We start from the raw sequence: 13,672 nt of genomic DNA, 5'->3' as shown, positions 1-13,672 counted from the left end.
AGGTGCGACTTCTAGGGCTGCTGCACACCGAGCAAGTCGACCTGGGCGCCATCCCACTCGCCGGGTCGCGTCCAACGCGTGTTCTCGGCGGTCAGCCGGTTGCCGCACGACAGACACACGTCCGCGCTCGTCGCCCGCGCACCGCACGTGCGGCAGTTGATGCCGAGCGCTCCCCGCTCGGAGTGGGGCGCATGCTTGTCGGCCCACAGGGCGAAGGCGTGCAAGATGGGCAGCGCGTCGGCGCCCGATTCGGTGAGCCGGTACTCGGCGCGCGGCCGGGGGCCGTCCGTGATCTCGACCCGCTCGATGAGGCCGGCCGACACCGCATCCTTCAGGCGGGCGCTGAGGGCCTTGTCGCTGATCCCGGTGCGGGCGGCGAACTCGTCGAAGCGGAGGGCGCCCGCGAACGCCTCCCGCAAGATCAGGAGCGTCCACGGGTCGCCCACCACGTCGATCCCTCGCGCGATGGTGCACGCGCGCGTCGACCAATCAGACCTGAGCGGCACGACAGCCTCCTTCCGCAAACCCGTCGCCGGTCCGGGATCCGGAAGCCACCTGGTGCGATTAGCTTGCTTCAGACCAGTTTACGCGTCGTGCCCTACTCGTTCCCGCTCGGGTCGAGCTCGGCGAGCGCGATGTTCAGCTGGAGGACGTTGACCGTCGCCTCTCCGAGGTAGCCGAGGTCGCGCTGCTGGATATGGCTCTGCACGAGCGCGCGCACCTTGTCGGCGTCGATGCCGCGGGCCTTGGCCACCGCATCCACCTGCAGCAGTGCGAACTCCGGCGAGATGTGCGGGTCGAGTCCCGAACCGGACGCGGTGACGGCGTCGGCGGGGATGCTGCCGGCGGCCACACCATCCACCATCTCGATCGTCTTCTTGCGCTGCTCGATGGACTTCAGCAGGTCGGGGTTGTTCGGCCCGAGGTTGCTTCCGCTGGAGGCGCCGGCATCCCAGCCGTTTCCTGCGGCCGAGGGACGCGACTGGAACCACTGCGGCAGCGGGTTGCCCTTCTTGTCGACGAAGCCCTGACCGATCAGTGCGGAGCCGACGACCTTCCCGCCCGAGGTCACGGTCGACCCGTTGGCCTGCGCCGACGCGACGAGCTGGCCGACACCGGTCACCACCAGCGGGTACGCGATCCCGAGGACCACGGTGAAGATGAGCAGTGCGCGGAGGGCGACCCAGTACTGGCGTCCGGTGCCGCGGAGTGAGGCGTTCATGATGCCTTCCGTTTCGGTTTTCAGAATCCGGGGATCAGGCCGACGACGAGGTCGATCAGCTTGATGCCGATGAAGGGGGCGATGATGCCGCCGACGCCGTAGATCAGCAGGTTGCTGTTCAGCAGCGAGGAGGCGGAGCGCGGCCGGTAGCGGACGCCGCGCAGCGCGAGCGGGATCAGGATGACGATGATGATCGCGTTGAAGATCACCGCGGAGAGGATGGCCGACGACGCGGAGTGCAGGCCCATGATGTTGAGCGCCTGCAGCCCCGGGAACACCCCGACGAACATCGCCGGGATGATCGCGAAGTACTTCGCGACGTCGTTGGCGATCGAGAAGGTGGTCAGCGCGCCGCGGGTGATGAGCAGCTGCTTGCCGATGCGGACGATGTCGATCAGCTTGGTCGGGTCGGAGTCGAGGTCGACCATGTTGCCGGCCTCCTTCGCGGCCGAGGTGCCGGTGTTCATCGCCACGCCGACGTCCGCCTGGGCGAGCGCCGGGGCGTCGTTGGTGCCGTCCCCGGTCATCGCGACCAGGTTGCCGCCCTCCTGCTCCTTCCGGATCAGCTTCAGCTTGTCCTCCGGGGTCGCCTCCGCCAGGAAGTCGTCCACGCCCGCCTCTGCAGCGATCGCCTTGGCGGTGATCGGGTTGTCGCCGGTGATCATCACCGTGCGGATGCCCATCCTGCGCAGGTCGGCGAACCGCTCGGCGAGGCCCGACTTGACGATGTCCTTCAGGTAGATCGCGCCGAGGATGGTCGCCTCCCCCGCAGCCGACTTCGTCGCCACGGCGAGCGGCGTGCCGCCGACCTCGGAGATGCGCCGCACCTGGGCGTCGAGGTCGGCGAGGGTCGATGCCGGCACACTGCCCGACTCCTGAGCCCACGCGATCACCATGGACGCCGCGCCCTTGCGCACCTGGCTGCCGTCGGCGAAGTCGACGCCGCTCATCCGAGTCTGCGCCGTAAAGGGAACCACCTCGCCGTCGACCGCTCCCTCGTGGCTGAAGCCGAGCTTCTGCGCGAGCGTCACGATCGACGAGCCCTCGGGCGTCGGGTCGCTCAGCGAGGCGAGCGCCGCCGCCTTCACGAGGTCCGCATCCGGGACCCCGCCGACCGGCGCGAACTCGGCCGCCTGCCGGTTGCCGTAGGTGATCGTGCCGGTCTTGTCGAGCAGCAGGGTCGTCACGTCGCCGGCCGCCTCGACCGCACGGCCCGACATCGCCAGGACGTTGTGCTGCACCAGGCGGTCCATGCCGGCGATGCCGATGGCCGACAGCAGCGCGCCGATGGTGGTCGGGATGAGGCACACCAGCAGGGCGACGAGCACCGGCACCGACGGCGCCGCGTTCGCGAACCCGGCCGTGGGACCGAGCACCAGCACGACGATGACGAAGATGATCGTCAGGCTGGCGAGCAGGATGTTCAGCGCGATCTCGTTCGGCGTCTTCTGCCGGGCCGCGCCCTCCACCAGCCGGATCATCCGGTCGACGAAGGTCTCGCCCGGCTTGCTGGTGACGCGCACGACGATCCGGTCGGACAGCACGCGGGTGCCGCCGGTCACCGCGCTGCGGTCGCCGCCGGACTCGCGGACCACCGGGGCGGACTCGCCGGTGATGGCCGACTCGTCGACCGAGGCGATGCCCCAGACGATGTCGCCGTCGCCGGGGATGAGCTCGCCGGCCGTGACGATCACGACATCCCCGAGGGTCAGCTCGGCCGAGGCCAGCTGCTCCACCGCAGCGTCTTCCGCCGCCGGGTCGCCCTTCGGGTCGTAGTTCCGGACGCGGTTGGCGACGGTGGTGGTGCGCGTCTTGCGGAGGCTCGCCGCCTGCGCCTTGCCGCGACCCTCGGCGACCGACTCGGCGAGGGTCGCGAAGAGCACGGTCAGCCACAGCCAGATGGCGATGGCCCAGGTGAAGCCGAGCGTGACGGCCGAGCCGCCGGACTTCTGCTCGCCGAGGAACGGCTGGGCGATGGCGAGGAGTGTCGTCAGCGCCGCCCCCACCTCCACGATGAACATGACGGGGTTGTGCCACATGTCCTTCGGGTTGAGCTTGCGGAACGCGCCGGGCAGCCCGGTCAGCAGCTGCCGGCCGCTAAAGGCGCCCCCGTTCGTCCGCTCGGTTTCGTGGTGACCGCGGTTCTCCACGGTCTCGGTGAGTGTCGACATGGTTCAGACCAGCCCTTCCGCCAGGGGACCCAGCGCGAGAACGGGGAAATAGGTGAGTGCGGCCACGATGACCACGGTTCCGACGACGAGCGCGACGAACTGCGGACGATACGTGGGGAGGGTGCCGGCGGTCGCCGGGACCTTCTCCTGCGACGCCAGCGAGCCCGCCAGCGCCAGGACGAAGACGATCGGCACGAACCGGCCGAGGAACATCGCGGTGGCGAGCGACGCGTTCAGCCACGGGGTGTTCGCGGTGAGGCCGGCGAAGGCCGAGCCGTTGTTGTTCGCGGCCGAGGTGAAGGCGTACAGCACCTCGGAGAAGCCGTGCTGGCCGGGGTTCCAGATCGAGACCTTCTCGATGTTGTCCCTGATCGCCGGGATGGCGAAGCTCAGGCCGGTGCCGAGCAGCACGAGGGCGGGCGTGGTGAGGATGTAGAGGCTCGCGAGCTTGATCTCGCGCGAGCCGATCTTCTTGCCCAGGTACTCGGGCGTGCGGCCCACCATGAGCCCGGCGAGGAACACCGCGATGATCGCGATGACCAGCATCCCGTAGAGACCGGAGCCGACGCCGCCGGGGGCCACCTCGCCGGTCATCATGTTGAGCATCGGCATCATCCCGCCGAGCGGCGTGAAGCTGTCGTGCATCGAGTCGACCGCGCCGGTCGAGGTCAGCGTGCTGGTCGTGCCGAACAGCGTGCTGCCGAGGATGCCGAAGCGCTGCTCCTTGCCCTCCATCGCACCGCCGGCGGCCTGGGTGGCGGTTCCGCCGCCCTGCAGCTCGAACAGCGTCAGCGCGGTCAGCGAGACGACGAAGATGGCCGCCATCGCGCTGAGGATCGCGTACCCCTGCCGCTTGTCGCCGACCATCGTCCCGAAGGTGCGCGGCAGCGAGAACGGGATGACGAGCATCAGGAAGATCTCGACCAGGTTCGTCCACGCCGTCGGGTTCTCGAACGGGTGGGCCGAGTTGGCGTTGAAGAAGCCGCCGCCGTTGGTGCCGAGTTCCTTGATCGCCTCCTGCGACGCCACCGGTCCGCCCGGGATGGTGACCGTCGATCCGGTCAGCGAGGTGACGTGCTGGAAGCCGTTGACGTTCTGGATGACGCCCCCGGCGATCAGGACGACCGCGAAGACGATCGAGAACGGCAGCAGGATGCGCAGGGTCGCTCGGGTGACATCCACCCACACGTTCCCGATCGTCCCGGTGCGGTGCGCGGCGAACCCGCGGACCAACGCGACCGCGACGGCGATGCCGACCGCGGCGGACAGGAAGTTCTGCACCGCCAGCCCCGCCAGCTGGACCGTGTACCCGAGAGTGACCTCGGGCGAGTACGACTGCCAGTTCGTGTTGGTCACGAACGAGATGGCCGTGTTGAAGGAGAGCCCCTCGGGGACGGCGGGGAGCCCGAGCGAGTACGGCAGGATCGCCTGCGCCCGCTGCAGCACGTAGAGCAGCAGCACGCCGAGCACCGAGAACGCCAGCACGCCGCGGAAGTACGCGGGCCAGCTCTGCTGGTTGCGCGGGTCCACGCCGATCAGCCGGTAGAGGCCGCGCTCGACGCGCAGGTCTTTGCGGGAGGTGAAGGTGGCCGCCATGAAGTCGCCGAGCGGTCGGTAGGCCAGGGCGAGCAGCAGCACGAGGGTCGCCGCCTGGGCCAGGAAGAGCCAGAACGTCATGTCAGAACTTCTCCGGCTTCAGCAGGGCGTAGACCAGGTACGCGAGCGAGGCGACGGCGAGCGCCGCCGCCAGCAGGTTGAAGAAGATCACAGCTTCTCCACCCCTCTTCCGATCAGGGCGACGATCGCGGCGAGCGCAAGGATCCCCACCACACACAGGACGTCCAACACCAGGGTTCTTCTCCATCCGGGCCTTCACGCCGCGCCGGCCGGCACGGCGGATGCCGCCGGCGCTGGCCGGTGGCACGGATACATACAAGTCGTGTGGATGGGGCGTGGATGCGGTCCTAACGCAATCCATACGCGGGGCCGGCGACTCCTAACGGTTTCCGTTCGGAGGGTCTGGGACCGGCCGCGCAGCGCCGGGAGCCGCCGGCGTCAGGAACCCGTTAGCGTTCCGCCCGCGGCCGTATGGGCTCCGCAAGGATCGGCCGCGCGGGCGGGCGCGCGGCGCATCCTGAACGGGTGAACGAGATGATGCGACGGGCGCTCGAAGGCCGCGCCCGGTGGGGAACCCTGGACGTGGCGCCCGCGAGCCCCGGCCTCTGGCAGCGGGTGCGCCTGACGGTCTACCCGCCCGGCATCACCCGCGGCGAGCGCCGGCTGCTGCACCTGCGGCATGGCTGGCCGGTCGCCGGGGCGATCGCGGGCGGGACGCTCATGGTCGCGCTCAGCGACGCCGGACCCGTGCTGAGCCTCGCCGCCGCGCTGACCGTGTACGTCGCCGGCTTCGTGGTGCTCGCGCGGCTCACCCGCGAGCTGCGCTCGCGCTCTCGTGTCTTGACCGTCGCGTCGGAGTACGTCCGCGGCGACCTCCACGAGTTCGGGGACGTGCGGCTTCTCCGCACCGCCGCGTCCCGGCTCATGGAGTTGGACGCGCGCCGCCGGGCGGGTCTCGTCGACCCGGTCGCGTACGAGTCGGCGTGGATCGACGTCTACGAGACGCTGCCCGGCGGCGCGGGGGTCAGGGCCGGTGGTCGAGGTCGAGCCATTCGTCGAAGGTGATGGACCCCTGGTCCGCGCCGGGCGTGCCCCGGAGGACACCCGAGGCGATGGCCTTCCAGTAGAGACCGGGCAGGGTGATCTCGATCGTCGGCCGTTTGACGCCGTCGTGGGCGAGCATGCGGCGCACCAGGTCGATCAGCCGCTCGTCCTCCGGGCCGACGAGGTCGCGCGTCCGGCCGGCGGGCCCGGTCTCCGCGATATCTACGAGCCGTGCTCCCACCTCGCGTGCGGCGACCGGGCGGATGAGCGCGGTCGGGACCGCGGCGAGTGGACCGACCGCGCCGCGGACGAGCACCTGCTCCGCGAACTCGTGGAACTGCGCCGCCCGCAGGATCGACCACGGCACGTCCCCGCCGGTGACGGCTCTCTCCTGAGCGAGCTTGCCGCCGTAGTAGGAGGCATCGATGTCGTCGATCCCGACGATCGAGAGCGCGATGTAGTGCCCGACCCCGGAGGCCGTCTCGGCGTCGAGGAGATTCCGGGTGACCTTCTCGAAGAACTCGACCGAGCGTTTCTTGGAGGTGGACGAGAGGCTCGTGACGTCGATGAGCGCATCCACGCCGACGAGCGCCGGGGCGAGCCCGTCGCCGGTCTCGAGGTCGTGGCCGGTGCGACGCGAGAGGACGAGGACCTCGTGCCCCCGATCGGCGGCCGCCGCGGTCGCCCAACGTCCGACCGTGCCGTTGCCGCCGGCGATCGCGATCCTCATCGGGTGACCGCCTTCCGGTCGGCGCCGGCGGGGAGGAGCAGGATCACGCCGAGCAGCAGGCTGACCAGCAGCGAGATCGCCTCGCCGACCGCGTCGACGGGAGTCATGTGGTCGAGGTGGAGCACGTGGTACACGAAGTGCAGCGCTCCGAACACCGTCCAGGCGATGCCGAGGAGCCGATAGGCCACGGGACTCCGCCAGATCAGCCCGGCGACGCTCGCGGCGGCCAGCGCGAGGTACATCCCGCCGACGTCACGGACGAGGTGCTCGTTGAAGGGCCCGTCGACCGACACCCAGGGCCCGGGGATGCCGGGGAAGAGGTCGTAGAAGCTCTGCGGGAGGACGTAGGCCCATACGCCCACGAAGAGTGCCAGCACGGCCGAGAGGGCGAGTGCGGCGAACTGTGCCTTTCTCATACCTCCCAGACGATGCAGCGACCGGAAGTGTGATCCTCACGCGTGCCACTGCAGCAGCTTCTGCGGATTCAGCATCATCCAGACATCGCGGACCCGGCCGTCGACGACATTGAGGTTGACGATGCCGGTGACGGCGCCATCCCGGCGCAGGGCGAACGCGGCGCCGTCCGTGGTCTCGAGGATCTCGACCTCGGTCTCGGGCTGCTTGGCGAGCGCGCCGAGCAGGAAGCGGCCGACCCGGTCGGCGCCGTAGACCGGCCGGCGGGCGGCGCTGACGAATCCGCCGCCGTCGGATCGCAGCTCCACGGCGGGGTCCAGCACCCTGGTCAAGGCCGCCAGGTCGCCCGCGTAGCACGCAGCGGCGAACGCTTGGACGACGGCATTGTGCTCCGTGCGCGAGACCGCCCTGTCCCGGGCTTCCCGGATGCGGCGGCGCGCGGTCGTGGCGAGCTGGCGGACCGCCGGCGCCGAGCGGCCGACGATGCGCCCGATCTCGTCGAAAGGAAGCGCGAACACGTCGTGCAGGACGAAGGCCACCCGCTCCGGCGGGGTGAGCGCCTCCAGGACGACGAGGAGGGCGCTGCTGACGGAGTCGTCGAGGGTCACCTGGTCGAGCGGGTCGGCGGCGGTGGAGCCGGCGCTGAAGAACCCGGCGGGCAGCGGCTCGGGCAGCCACTCGCCGACGTAGTGCTCCCGACGCGCTCGGGCGGTGCCGAGCATGTCCAGGCACACCCGGCCCAGCACGCGGGTCAGCCACGCCTGCGGGTTGGCGATCCGGTCGCGGTCGGCCTCGGTCATCCTGTACCAGCGCGTGTAAGTCTCCTGGACCGCGTCCTCCGCCTCGCCCGTCGTCCCGAGCATCCGATAGGCGATCGCGACCAGACGCTGCCGCTCGCCGATCGCCTCGGCCAGGTGCTTCTCATCGTCCACCGCAGCCTCCCCTTCGATTCCCAGACGACGCAGCGGCTCCGGATGTGATGCAGGCGTGCGGGAACGGCTTCACGCGGTCAGGGAGTGCGCTCGATCCAGAACCGCACGCCCGGCCGCGGCCACGTCGTCCGCGGTCCAGCTGAGCGCGTCGTCGCGGATCGTCGCCTCCGCGACGGACGCACCGCCGTCCGTCCACCAGCCGTGCAGCCAGCGATCGCCGGTGGCCTCCAGATGCTGCAGCACAGCCGTGTTGATGCTCGCGGCGGGCAGGTCGCAGCTGACCCAGAACTCGTTGATGTGCGGCAGGTCGCCCTCGATCCGGAGCTCGGGGAGGCGCCGCAGCCCCTCCGCGACGACGGCGGCGTGCCGCACCCAGGCGTCCATCCGGTCCAGGCGCGCGTCGAGCCCATCGAGGGCCGCGACGACGGCCGGGAACTGCTGGAAGACGTTGCCGCCGTAGCGGGTGCGCCAGCCTCGGGCCTCCTCGATCACGTCGGCCGGGGCGGCGACCAGGGCGCCCGAGATCCCGCCGACGCCCTTGTACATCGAGACGTAGACGGAGTCGGCCTCGGCGGCGATCTCGGCGGCCGACCTGCCGAAGCGCGTGCGCGACTCCCAGAGCCGGGCGCCGTCGACGTGCAGCGGAATGCCGCACTCGCGCGCCGCCTCGGCGAACGCCGCGTACTCCTCCCACGTCGGGAGCACGTAGCCGAGCTCCTGCATCGGAAGCTCCACCACGGCCGCAGCGAGCGGCCCGTCGATGGCCCGCAGTTCGTCCGCCGTAGGGTGGCGCCGTTCCGTCGTGGGGTGGACCGCCTCCAGCGCGCTCAGCTCGGCGAACGCCCCCTCCTCCTGCAGCTGGGTGTGGTGGAGCGGGTGCACGGCGACCCGCCGGCTCCCGCGGCGCGCCGCCCACACCTGCAGCGTCGCCTGCTGCGCCATAGTCCCGGTCGGGAACCAGAGCGCGGCCGGCTTGCCGAGCAGGTGGGCGATGCGCGCCTCCAGCCGCTCGACGATGCCGCCGCCGTAGAGGTCGACCGGCTCGAGCGCCGCGGCGTGGGGCGACGCCGCCAGGGTCGCCAGCCGCTCCCCCGCGGTCACCGGCCGCTCGTTGGACAGCAGGCGAGCAGCCGTGCGGGATGCGGTCCACTGGCGCTCCCGCTCGGAGGGGCGTGCGGTCGGGTCGTCGTCGGTTCCGGCCATGGCGACACGCTACTCCGGCGGAGTCTAGGCGGTCGGCCGCGCCAGCAGGTCGGCGTGGTGGATCGCCGCGACGTTCGGGTGCGCCCGCAGCCGGTAGCGGAGCACGTTCTCGCCGTAGGTCTCGAGGATCGGGCTGTTCGTCGGGTCGGACGACAGCCCGCGCGCCTCCGCCTTCAGCTCTGCGGGCAGTTCGAGCCGCGGCACCGTCGCATCCAGCGCCGGGTTGAAGAAGAACGGGATCGAGATGCGGTCGGTGCCGAGCTTCGGCGACTCGACACGGTGCAGGGTCGCCTTCAGGTAGCCGTCGGTCGCCAGTTCGAGCATCTCGCCGATGTTCACGACGAACGCTCCGGGGATGGAGGGCGCGTCGATCCAGTCGCCCTCGTGCTCCACCTGCAGGCCGCCCTTGCCCGGCTCGACCAGCAGCAGCGTGAGCACGCCGCCGTCGCGGTGCGCGCCGACGCCCTGCTGCGCCACCTCGTCGGTGGTGCCCGGGTAGCGCACGATCTTGATCAGCGTGAACGGCCGCTCGGCGAACGCGCCGTCGAACACGTCCGCCGGCGCACCGAGCGACACCGCCCACGTGCGCAGCAGCCGCAGCGCGAGCGCACTCAGCTCCTCGCGCCAGCGGGTGATCGCGGTCTCCAGCTCCGGGAGGGCGTCCGGCCACAGGTTCGGCCCCTCCAGCCGCTCGAAGTCGGGGCCGCCCTCGACGGTCGCGCGCTCCTCGCCGATGTCGATCTGCTCCCGCCAGTCGACCGCGCCGTTGGTCAGCTCCTCGCCAGTGCGGGTGTACCCGCGGAACTGCGGGCTGTGGATGTTCTCGATCGCCAGCTTCTCCGCCTCCGGCAGGTCGAAGAACCGGCGCGAGACGTCGAGCACCTCATCGATCAACTCCTGCGGGATGCCGTGCCCGACCAGGTAGAAGAACCCCACATCGTGGGTGACCTGGCGCAGCTTGTCGCGGAACGCGGCCGCGGCGGCGTCGCCCTGATCGAGTTCGGAGATGTCGAGGATTGGGAGGGAGTCGAGAGGCATGCATCCATCGTCGCAGGGGCTCGTCGGCGGTTCGCGTTGTGTTACGGACGGCGGCGGTGACCGTGATCGCGGCGGGGTGGGTTTGGCCGAAGGCCCGCGACCGGGTAGTCTGGGCGGCAGCCTCACTTCCCAGTGTTTTACTGGGATTCCGGGCCGCGCGAGTGTAGTTCAATGGTAGAACCTCAGCTTCCCAAGCTGATAGCGCGGGTTCGATTCCCGTCACTCGCTCCATTCTTCGACTCGGGCAAGCCGTCGCCGCATTCAAGCCTTCAGGAAGGCTGTGCGGGAAGGTTCTGCTCCCCCTCCGTCGTCAACCTCTGAGCGAACGCGTGCGGTTGCGGCCAAAGCCCAACGCTTTGTCGGAACTCGAGCGCATCGGCATCCTCAAAGTATTCGAGCAGATTTCCGACCTTTCGAAGGAGTACTTCGCGGACCTCGGCGGGTGTAGCGAAAAAGAACTCTTTCCTCGGGTTTGCCCTGTTCAGCGCCCGGTCGGCGAAGTGCTTGTGAAGCTCGGTCTCTAGTGACACGGCATCATCCGAGTAGTGCAGCGCGTGAATGTCGAAGCGAAACGGTACGGACGCACCGGACAGCTCGGCGATGCGCTCTCTCGGCTCCAGACGCCTAGTCAGACCGATCTTGACAACGTTCTTTCCGAACGCTCCTTCGTTGGAGATGACGTACACATAGCCTGCGCGGATGTTTGCGGCGCGGAAGTCGTTTTCTTTGATCGCTTCGTCGATTTCCGCGAGCCGGACGAGCAGCTCAGGGTCCGCACCGCCGTTGCCTTCCAACAGGGCGAGCGCGTTGAGGACGTGTGCACGTTCTTTGTCGAGTTGCGCTCGCTGGTCGGCGAGCTCTTTCGCCACTTTCGCTTCCTCGCGGAGGCGAGCGCGTTCTTCCCGCTGCGCCTCCCGCTCCTCCTGTTTCTTCATCAACCAGTCGGCGGTGAGTTCGACCTCTTCGACGCGAAGTTCGTGGAAGGCGTCGCTGATCCGCATCTCCATCAGCTTCCCGAGCTTTGCGATCGCTGTGCGGGATCTTTCCAACCGGCTCTTGGCGGTCTCGACATTGCCGGCTCGGAGAGTGCGCAGGCTGTTCTCGGCCTCAGCGTTGTATGCCCGGAGCATCAGCTTCGACAGGTCGTCGGTCATCCGACGCCCCTGCGCGAGGGAGTTGTTGAAGGTGAACAGATTCGACTTCTCGATGGCGCGGCCCTCTACGACCAGGGCAGAGATCCGTGCTTCCAAGACGCTGAGACGTTCTTTGTAAGCCGCGGCGGATTCAAGCGGGTGGTGATACCGATAGATGCCGACTGACTGAAGAACGGCGGCGTCATCCGTCACGACCGATTCGCCCGCGTCCCCAGCTGCCAGTCGCGACCGCAGCGCGGCGTTCTCTGCCTCCAACTGAGCGATCCGGACGGCGAAAGGATCTGCCGGTGTACCCGCACCGTCGTCTTCCGTCTGTTCCGCCACGGGAGCCGGTGTTGTGTCCGCGCCGACCCAGAGCTGCCAGCCCTCGGGTGCGGCCGGCCACGACGGATCGGGGGTCCACCCCGCTGGTGGCCGCCAACCGGGTGGTGGTTTTGGCCAACCAGGCGGCGGGTTGAACGTCAGCCCGTCCACGGTCACACCTGCCGGACGCCTGCGCCGCTGACAGGGCTCAGGCCGACGGGGTTCTTCGAAACAACCGCCCCCAGGTGTGCAAGCGTTGCAGCGGGAACGACCGCGGACAGGTCCAAGTCAAGGAAGGTGTCCCTGTCCACCGAAACTGCGGCGAGGGGGACGTGGATGGGTCGGCCGGTCGCGGGATTGATGGTGTCGGTTGCGACTTCCAGGGCGATGGAGCGGATGATTCCCCGGCGGTCCGCCTCGAACACTTCGTGGAGGCTGCGGAGGGCGACATTGTTGACAATGCCGGCGTAGCGGTCCTTGATGTCCTTCTGCGGTAGTTGGGCTTCCGCGATCTCGTCGGATGCTTTGACATACCGATAGTTCTTCGTCGTCGGGATTTCGTCCGGTCCAGGGACGACGACGTTCATCGTAAGCTCCGCGGTGGACGGTTCAAATGTGGCCGTGTGACTCACATTGAAACCCTCGGGGTAGACGGAATTTGCGAGAACGATGGAAACGTACTCTTGAACCGCTTCGGGAGTGCCGTAAGCGAGCCCGGTGATCAAGCCGTCGAGCTCTTCGTTTTGTACGCGGACCTCGCGTTCGCGACGTTCACATTCGGCTTGGTACAGCGCCTGCTCCTTCGCGAGTTCTGCAAGTCGGGCGTCCTCCGCGGCCGCGTGTTGCTCCGATTGGGCGGCGCGACGTGCCGGCAGCGTTTCGTTCGCGGCGTGCCACTCCCAGTAGTCCCTCGCGTACTGTTCTTCGACTGCGGCGGCGGCCGCAGCTTCCTTCTGCTTCCGCCCGAACACTGCCTTCACCGCTTCGGGTTCCTGTCGCACGGGAAGCGGCGGATCGGGAATCGGTAGGGGTTCGGGTATCGGGTTGAGCAGGTCCTGCCGGTGGAACGGCGGATGCTCGACGCGAGCACGAAGCAATTCGAGGTCGACGTAGTCATCGACCTCGAGTGTTGCGGCAAGGAGCCCGTCAATGGTTTCGTAACGGTCGGCGATGTCGTGGTTGAGCTGGTCGACCTCCGCTTGCATCGCTGCGACGTGGGCGGCTGCGGCTTCCCTTTCGAGGCGTCTACGGTCTGCTTCGCTTGCACGCTCCGCCGCAAGGCGGGCCCGTTCCGCGGCGCGCTGAGCCTGCTCTGCACGCCGGACCGCAGCGTCGTGCTGCCGCTGCGCAGTGCGTTGCCGTTGTTCGGCGAGACGAGCCTGATGCTGCAATTCAGCGAAGAACCCCCGACGACGTGCCACCTGTACCTCCCGAACCGTGGTGAACCTTGTCAGTTTATGAGAACGACCGTTCGAGCAGATATCGCCATACGTCGGCCGGAACTAGGGTTCAGGCGCCGCTGTCCTCGATCACCCGACGGATCGCGGCGACAGCGAGGTGAAGCATCCCGCCGAGGATACCGATTGCGCCGAACGAGCCTGCCCAACCGATCGTGCCGGTGCCGCCGAGCGGATCGCTGGAGAAGGCGGCGAACCCGACGAAGAACAGAATCATCGAAACGCAGAGCGCCAGCGTGTAGACGGTGACCAGCGCAGCGAGAGGACCATTCGCGGATCGCCTGTCTCTGGGCGATGGCCGAGGCTCGAACCCTCTGCCGAATGGTTTCCGGTTGCTGTACGCCTCCGCGAGCGCCGGAGGCAGTTCCTCGTCGGACATGAGCGCTC

At 68.9% G+C, this 13,672-nt stretch carries 14 protein-coding genes and 1 tRNA gene; 2 read left to right on the top strand and 13 right to left on the bottom strand.

Annotation, left to right across the window (positions count from 1 at the left end; genetic code table 11):
• Positions 1-11: 11 nt before the first annotated feature.
• From P5G59_RS06835 to kdpF, 5 genes are all read right to left on the bottom strand, one after another.
• Entirely contained in the window at positions 12-506 is a 495-nt protein-coding gene (locus P5G59_RS06835) for a winged helix-turn-helix transcriptional regulator (RefSeq protein WP_301217250.1), read from the bottom strand.
• Between the two features lie 92 nt (positions 507-598).
• Complete coding sequence (kdpC, locus tag P5G59_RS06830) at positions 599-1,222, bottom strand: K(+)-transporting ATPase subunit C (RefSeq protein ID WP_301217248.1); 624 nt, start codon at positions 1,220-1,222, stop codon at positions 599-601.
• A gap of 20 nt (positions 1,223-1,242) precedes the next feature.
• Positions 1,243-3,393: a potassium-transporting ATPase subunit KdpB gene (gene kdpB, locus P5G59_RS06825; RefSeq protein ID WP_301217246.1), complete on the bottom strand. Its 2,151-nt coding sequence runs from the start codon at positions 3,391-3,393 to the stop codon at positions 1,243-1,245.
• A 3-nt stretch (positions 3,394-3,396) separates the two neighbouring features.
• Positions 3,397-5,070 carry a potassium-transporting ATPase subunit KdpA gene (gene kdpA / locus P5G59_RS06820; protein ID WP_301217244.1) on the bottom strand — a complete coding sequence of 558 codons (1,674 nt, stop codon included), beginning with the start codon at positions 5,068-5,070 and terminating at the stop codon, positions 3,397-3,399.
• 1 nt (position 5,071) lies between these two features.
• Positions 5,072-5,161, bottom strand: a complete 90-nt coding sequence (gene kdpF / locus P5G59_RS06815; RefSeq protein ID WP_175336857.1) for a K(+)-transporting ATPase subunit F — start codon at positions 5,159-5,161, stop codon at positions 5,072-5,074.
• Between the two features lie 383 nt (positions 5,162-5,544).
• Here kdpF and P5G59_RS06810 point away from each other — a divergent pair, with 383 nt between their 5' ends.
• Entirely contained in the window at positions 5,545-6,075 is a 531-nt protein-coding gene (locus P5G59_RS06810; RefSeq protein WP_301218784.1) for a DUF6611 family protein, read from the top strand.
• On the opposite strand, the gene P5G59_RS06805 is transcribed toward P5G59_RS06810, so the two are convergent.
• The 5 genes from P5G59_RS06805 to P5G59_RS06785 form a co-directional block, all read right to left on the bottom strand.
• The gene (locus tag P5G59_RS06805) at positions 6,035-6,784 is read right to left on the bottom strand and encodes an SDR family oxidoreductase (protein WP_301217241.1); all 750 of its coding nucleotides are present in this window, start codon (positions 6,782-6,784) and stop codon (positions 6,035-6,037) included. The two genes, P5G59_RS06810 and P5G59_RS06805, sit on opposite strands and share 41 nt — an antisense overlap.
• Positions 6,781-7,200: a hypothetical protein gene (locus P5G59_RS06800; protein ID WP_301217239.1), complete on the bottom strand. Its 420-nt coding sequence runs from the start codon at positions 7,198-7,200 to the stop codon at positions 6,781-6,783. The genes P5G59_RS06805 and P5G59_RS06800 overlap by 4 nt, the downstream gene beginning before the upstream one ends.
• Before the next feature lie 36 nt (positions 7,201-7,236).
• Positions 7,237-8,130 (bottom strand): RNA polymerase sigma factor SigJ, encoded by an 894-nt coding sequence (sigJ, locus tag P5G59_RS06795; RefSeq protein WP_301217238.1) that lies wholly within the window; start codon positions 8,128-8,130, stop codon positions 7,237-7,239.
• 69 nt (positions 8,131-8,199) lie between these two features.
• Entirely contained in the window at positions 8,200-9,333 is a 1,134-nt protein-coding gene (locus P5G59_RS06790) for a threonine aldolase family protein (RefSeq protein ID WP_301217237.1), read from the bottom strand.
• A gap of 24 nt (positions 9,334-9,357) precedes the next feature.
• The gene (locus P5G59_RS06785) at positions 9,358-10,371 is read right to left on the bottom strand and encodes an isopenicillin N synthase family dioxygenase (protein ID WP_301217235.1); all 1,014 of its coding nucleotides are present in this window, start codon (positions 10,369-10,371) and stop codon (positions 9,358-9,360) included.
• Between the two features lie 157 nt (positions 10,372-10,528).
• Between P5G59_RS06785 and P5G59_RS06780 the strand changes: the two genes are divergently transcribed.
• A tRNA-Gly gene (locus P5G59_RS06780) sits at positions 10,529-10,602 on the top strand.
• Between the two features lie 38 nt (positions 10,603-10,640).
• Here P5G59_RS06780 and P5G59_RS06775 read toward each other — a convergent pair.
• The 3 genes from P5G59_RS06775 to P5G59_RS06765 form a co-directional block, all read right to left on the bottom strand.
• On the bottom strand, positions 10,641-11,849 hold the full coding sequence (locus P5G59_RS06775; RefSeq protein WP_301217233.1) for an SNIPE associated domain-containing protein: 1,209 nt from the start codon (positions 11,847-11,849) through the stop codon (positions 10,641-10,643).
• 152 nt (positions 11,850-12,001) lie between these two features.
• On the bottom strand, positions 12,002-13,249 hold the full coding sequence (locus P5G59_RS06770) for a hypothetical protein (protein ID WP_301217231.1): 1,248 nt from the start codon (positions 13,247-13,249) through the stop codon (positions 12,002-12,004).
• Positions 13,250-13,337: 88 nt separating this feature from the next.
• Positions 13,338-13,664, bottom strand: coding sequence for a hypothetical protein (locus tag P5G59_RS06765; protein ID WP_301217229.1), 327 nt, complete (start codon positions 13,662-13,664; stop codon positions 13,338-13,340).
• Positions 13,665-13,672: the final 8 nt, after the last annotated feature.

Origin of the sequence: Leifsonia virtsii (genome assembly GCF_030433675.1) — a bacterium.
GTDB classification, from domain to species: Bacteria; Actinomycetota; Actinomycetes; order Actinomycetales; family Microbacteriaceae; genus Leifsonia; species Leifsonia virtsii.
This window is presented reverse-complemented; position numbering and strand designations above follow the sequence as displayed.

Bases quoted from the DNA above. Each gene is read 5' to 3' on its own strand.
- kdpC (WP_301217248.1), bottom strand. From the start codon at position 1,222: ATGAACGCCTCACTCCGCGGCACCGGACGCCAGTACTGGGTCGCCCTC.
- kdpB (WP_301217246.1), bottom strand. From the start codon at position 3,393: ATGTCGACACTCACCGAGACCGTGGAGAACCGCGGTCACCACGAAACC.
- kdpA (WP_301217244.1), bottom strand. From the start codon at position 5,070: ATGACGTTCTGGCTCTTCCTGGCCCAGGCGGCGACCCTCGTGCTGCTG.
- P5G59_RS06810 (WP_301218784.1), top strand. From the start codon at position 5,545: ATGATGCGACGGGCGCTCGAAGGCCGCGCCCGGTGGGGAACCCTGGAC.
- P5G59_RS06805 (WP_301217241.1), bottom strand. From the start codon at position 6,784: ATGAGGATCGCGATCGCCGGCGGCAACGGCACGGTCGGACGTTGGGCG.
- P5G59_RS06800 (WP_301217239.1), bottom strand. From the start codon at position 7,200: ATGAGAAAGGCACAGTTCGCCGCACTCGCCCTCTCGGCCGTGCTGGCA.
- P5G59_RS06790 (WP_301217237.1), bottom strand. From the start codon at position 9,333: ATGGCCGGAACCGACGACGACCCGACCGCACGCCCCTCCGAGCGGGAG.
- P5G59_RS06785 (WP_301217235.1), bottom strand. From the start codon at position 10,371: ATGCCTCTCGACTCCCTCCCAATCCTCGACATCTCCGAACTCGATCAG.
- P5G59_RS06765 (WP_301217229.1), bottom strand. From the start codon at position 13,664: ATGTCCGACGAGGAACTGCCTCCGGCGCTCGCGGAGGCGTACAGCAAC.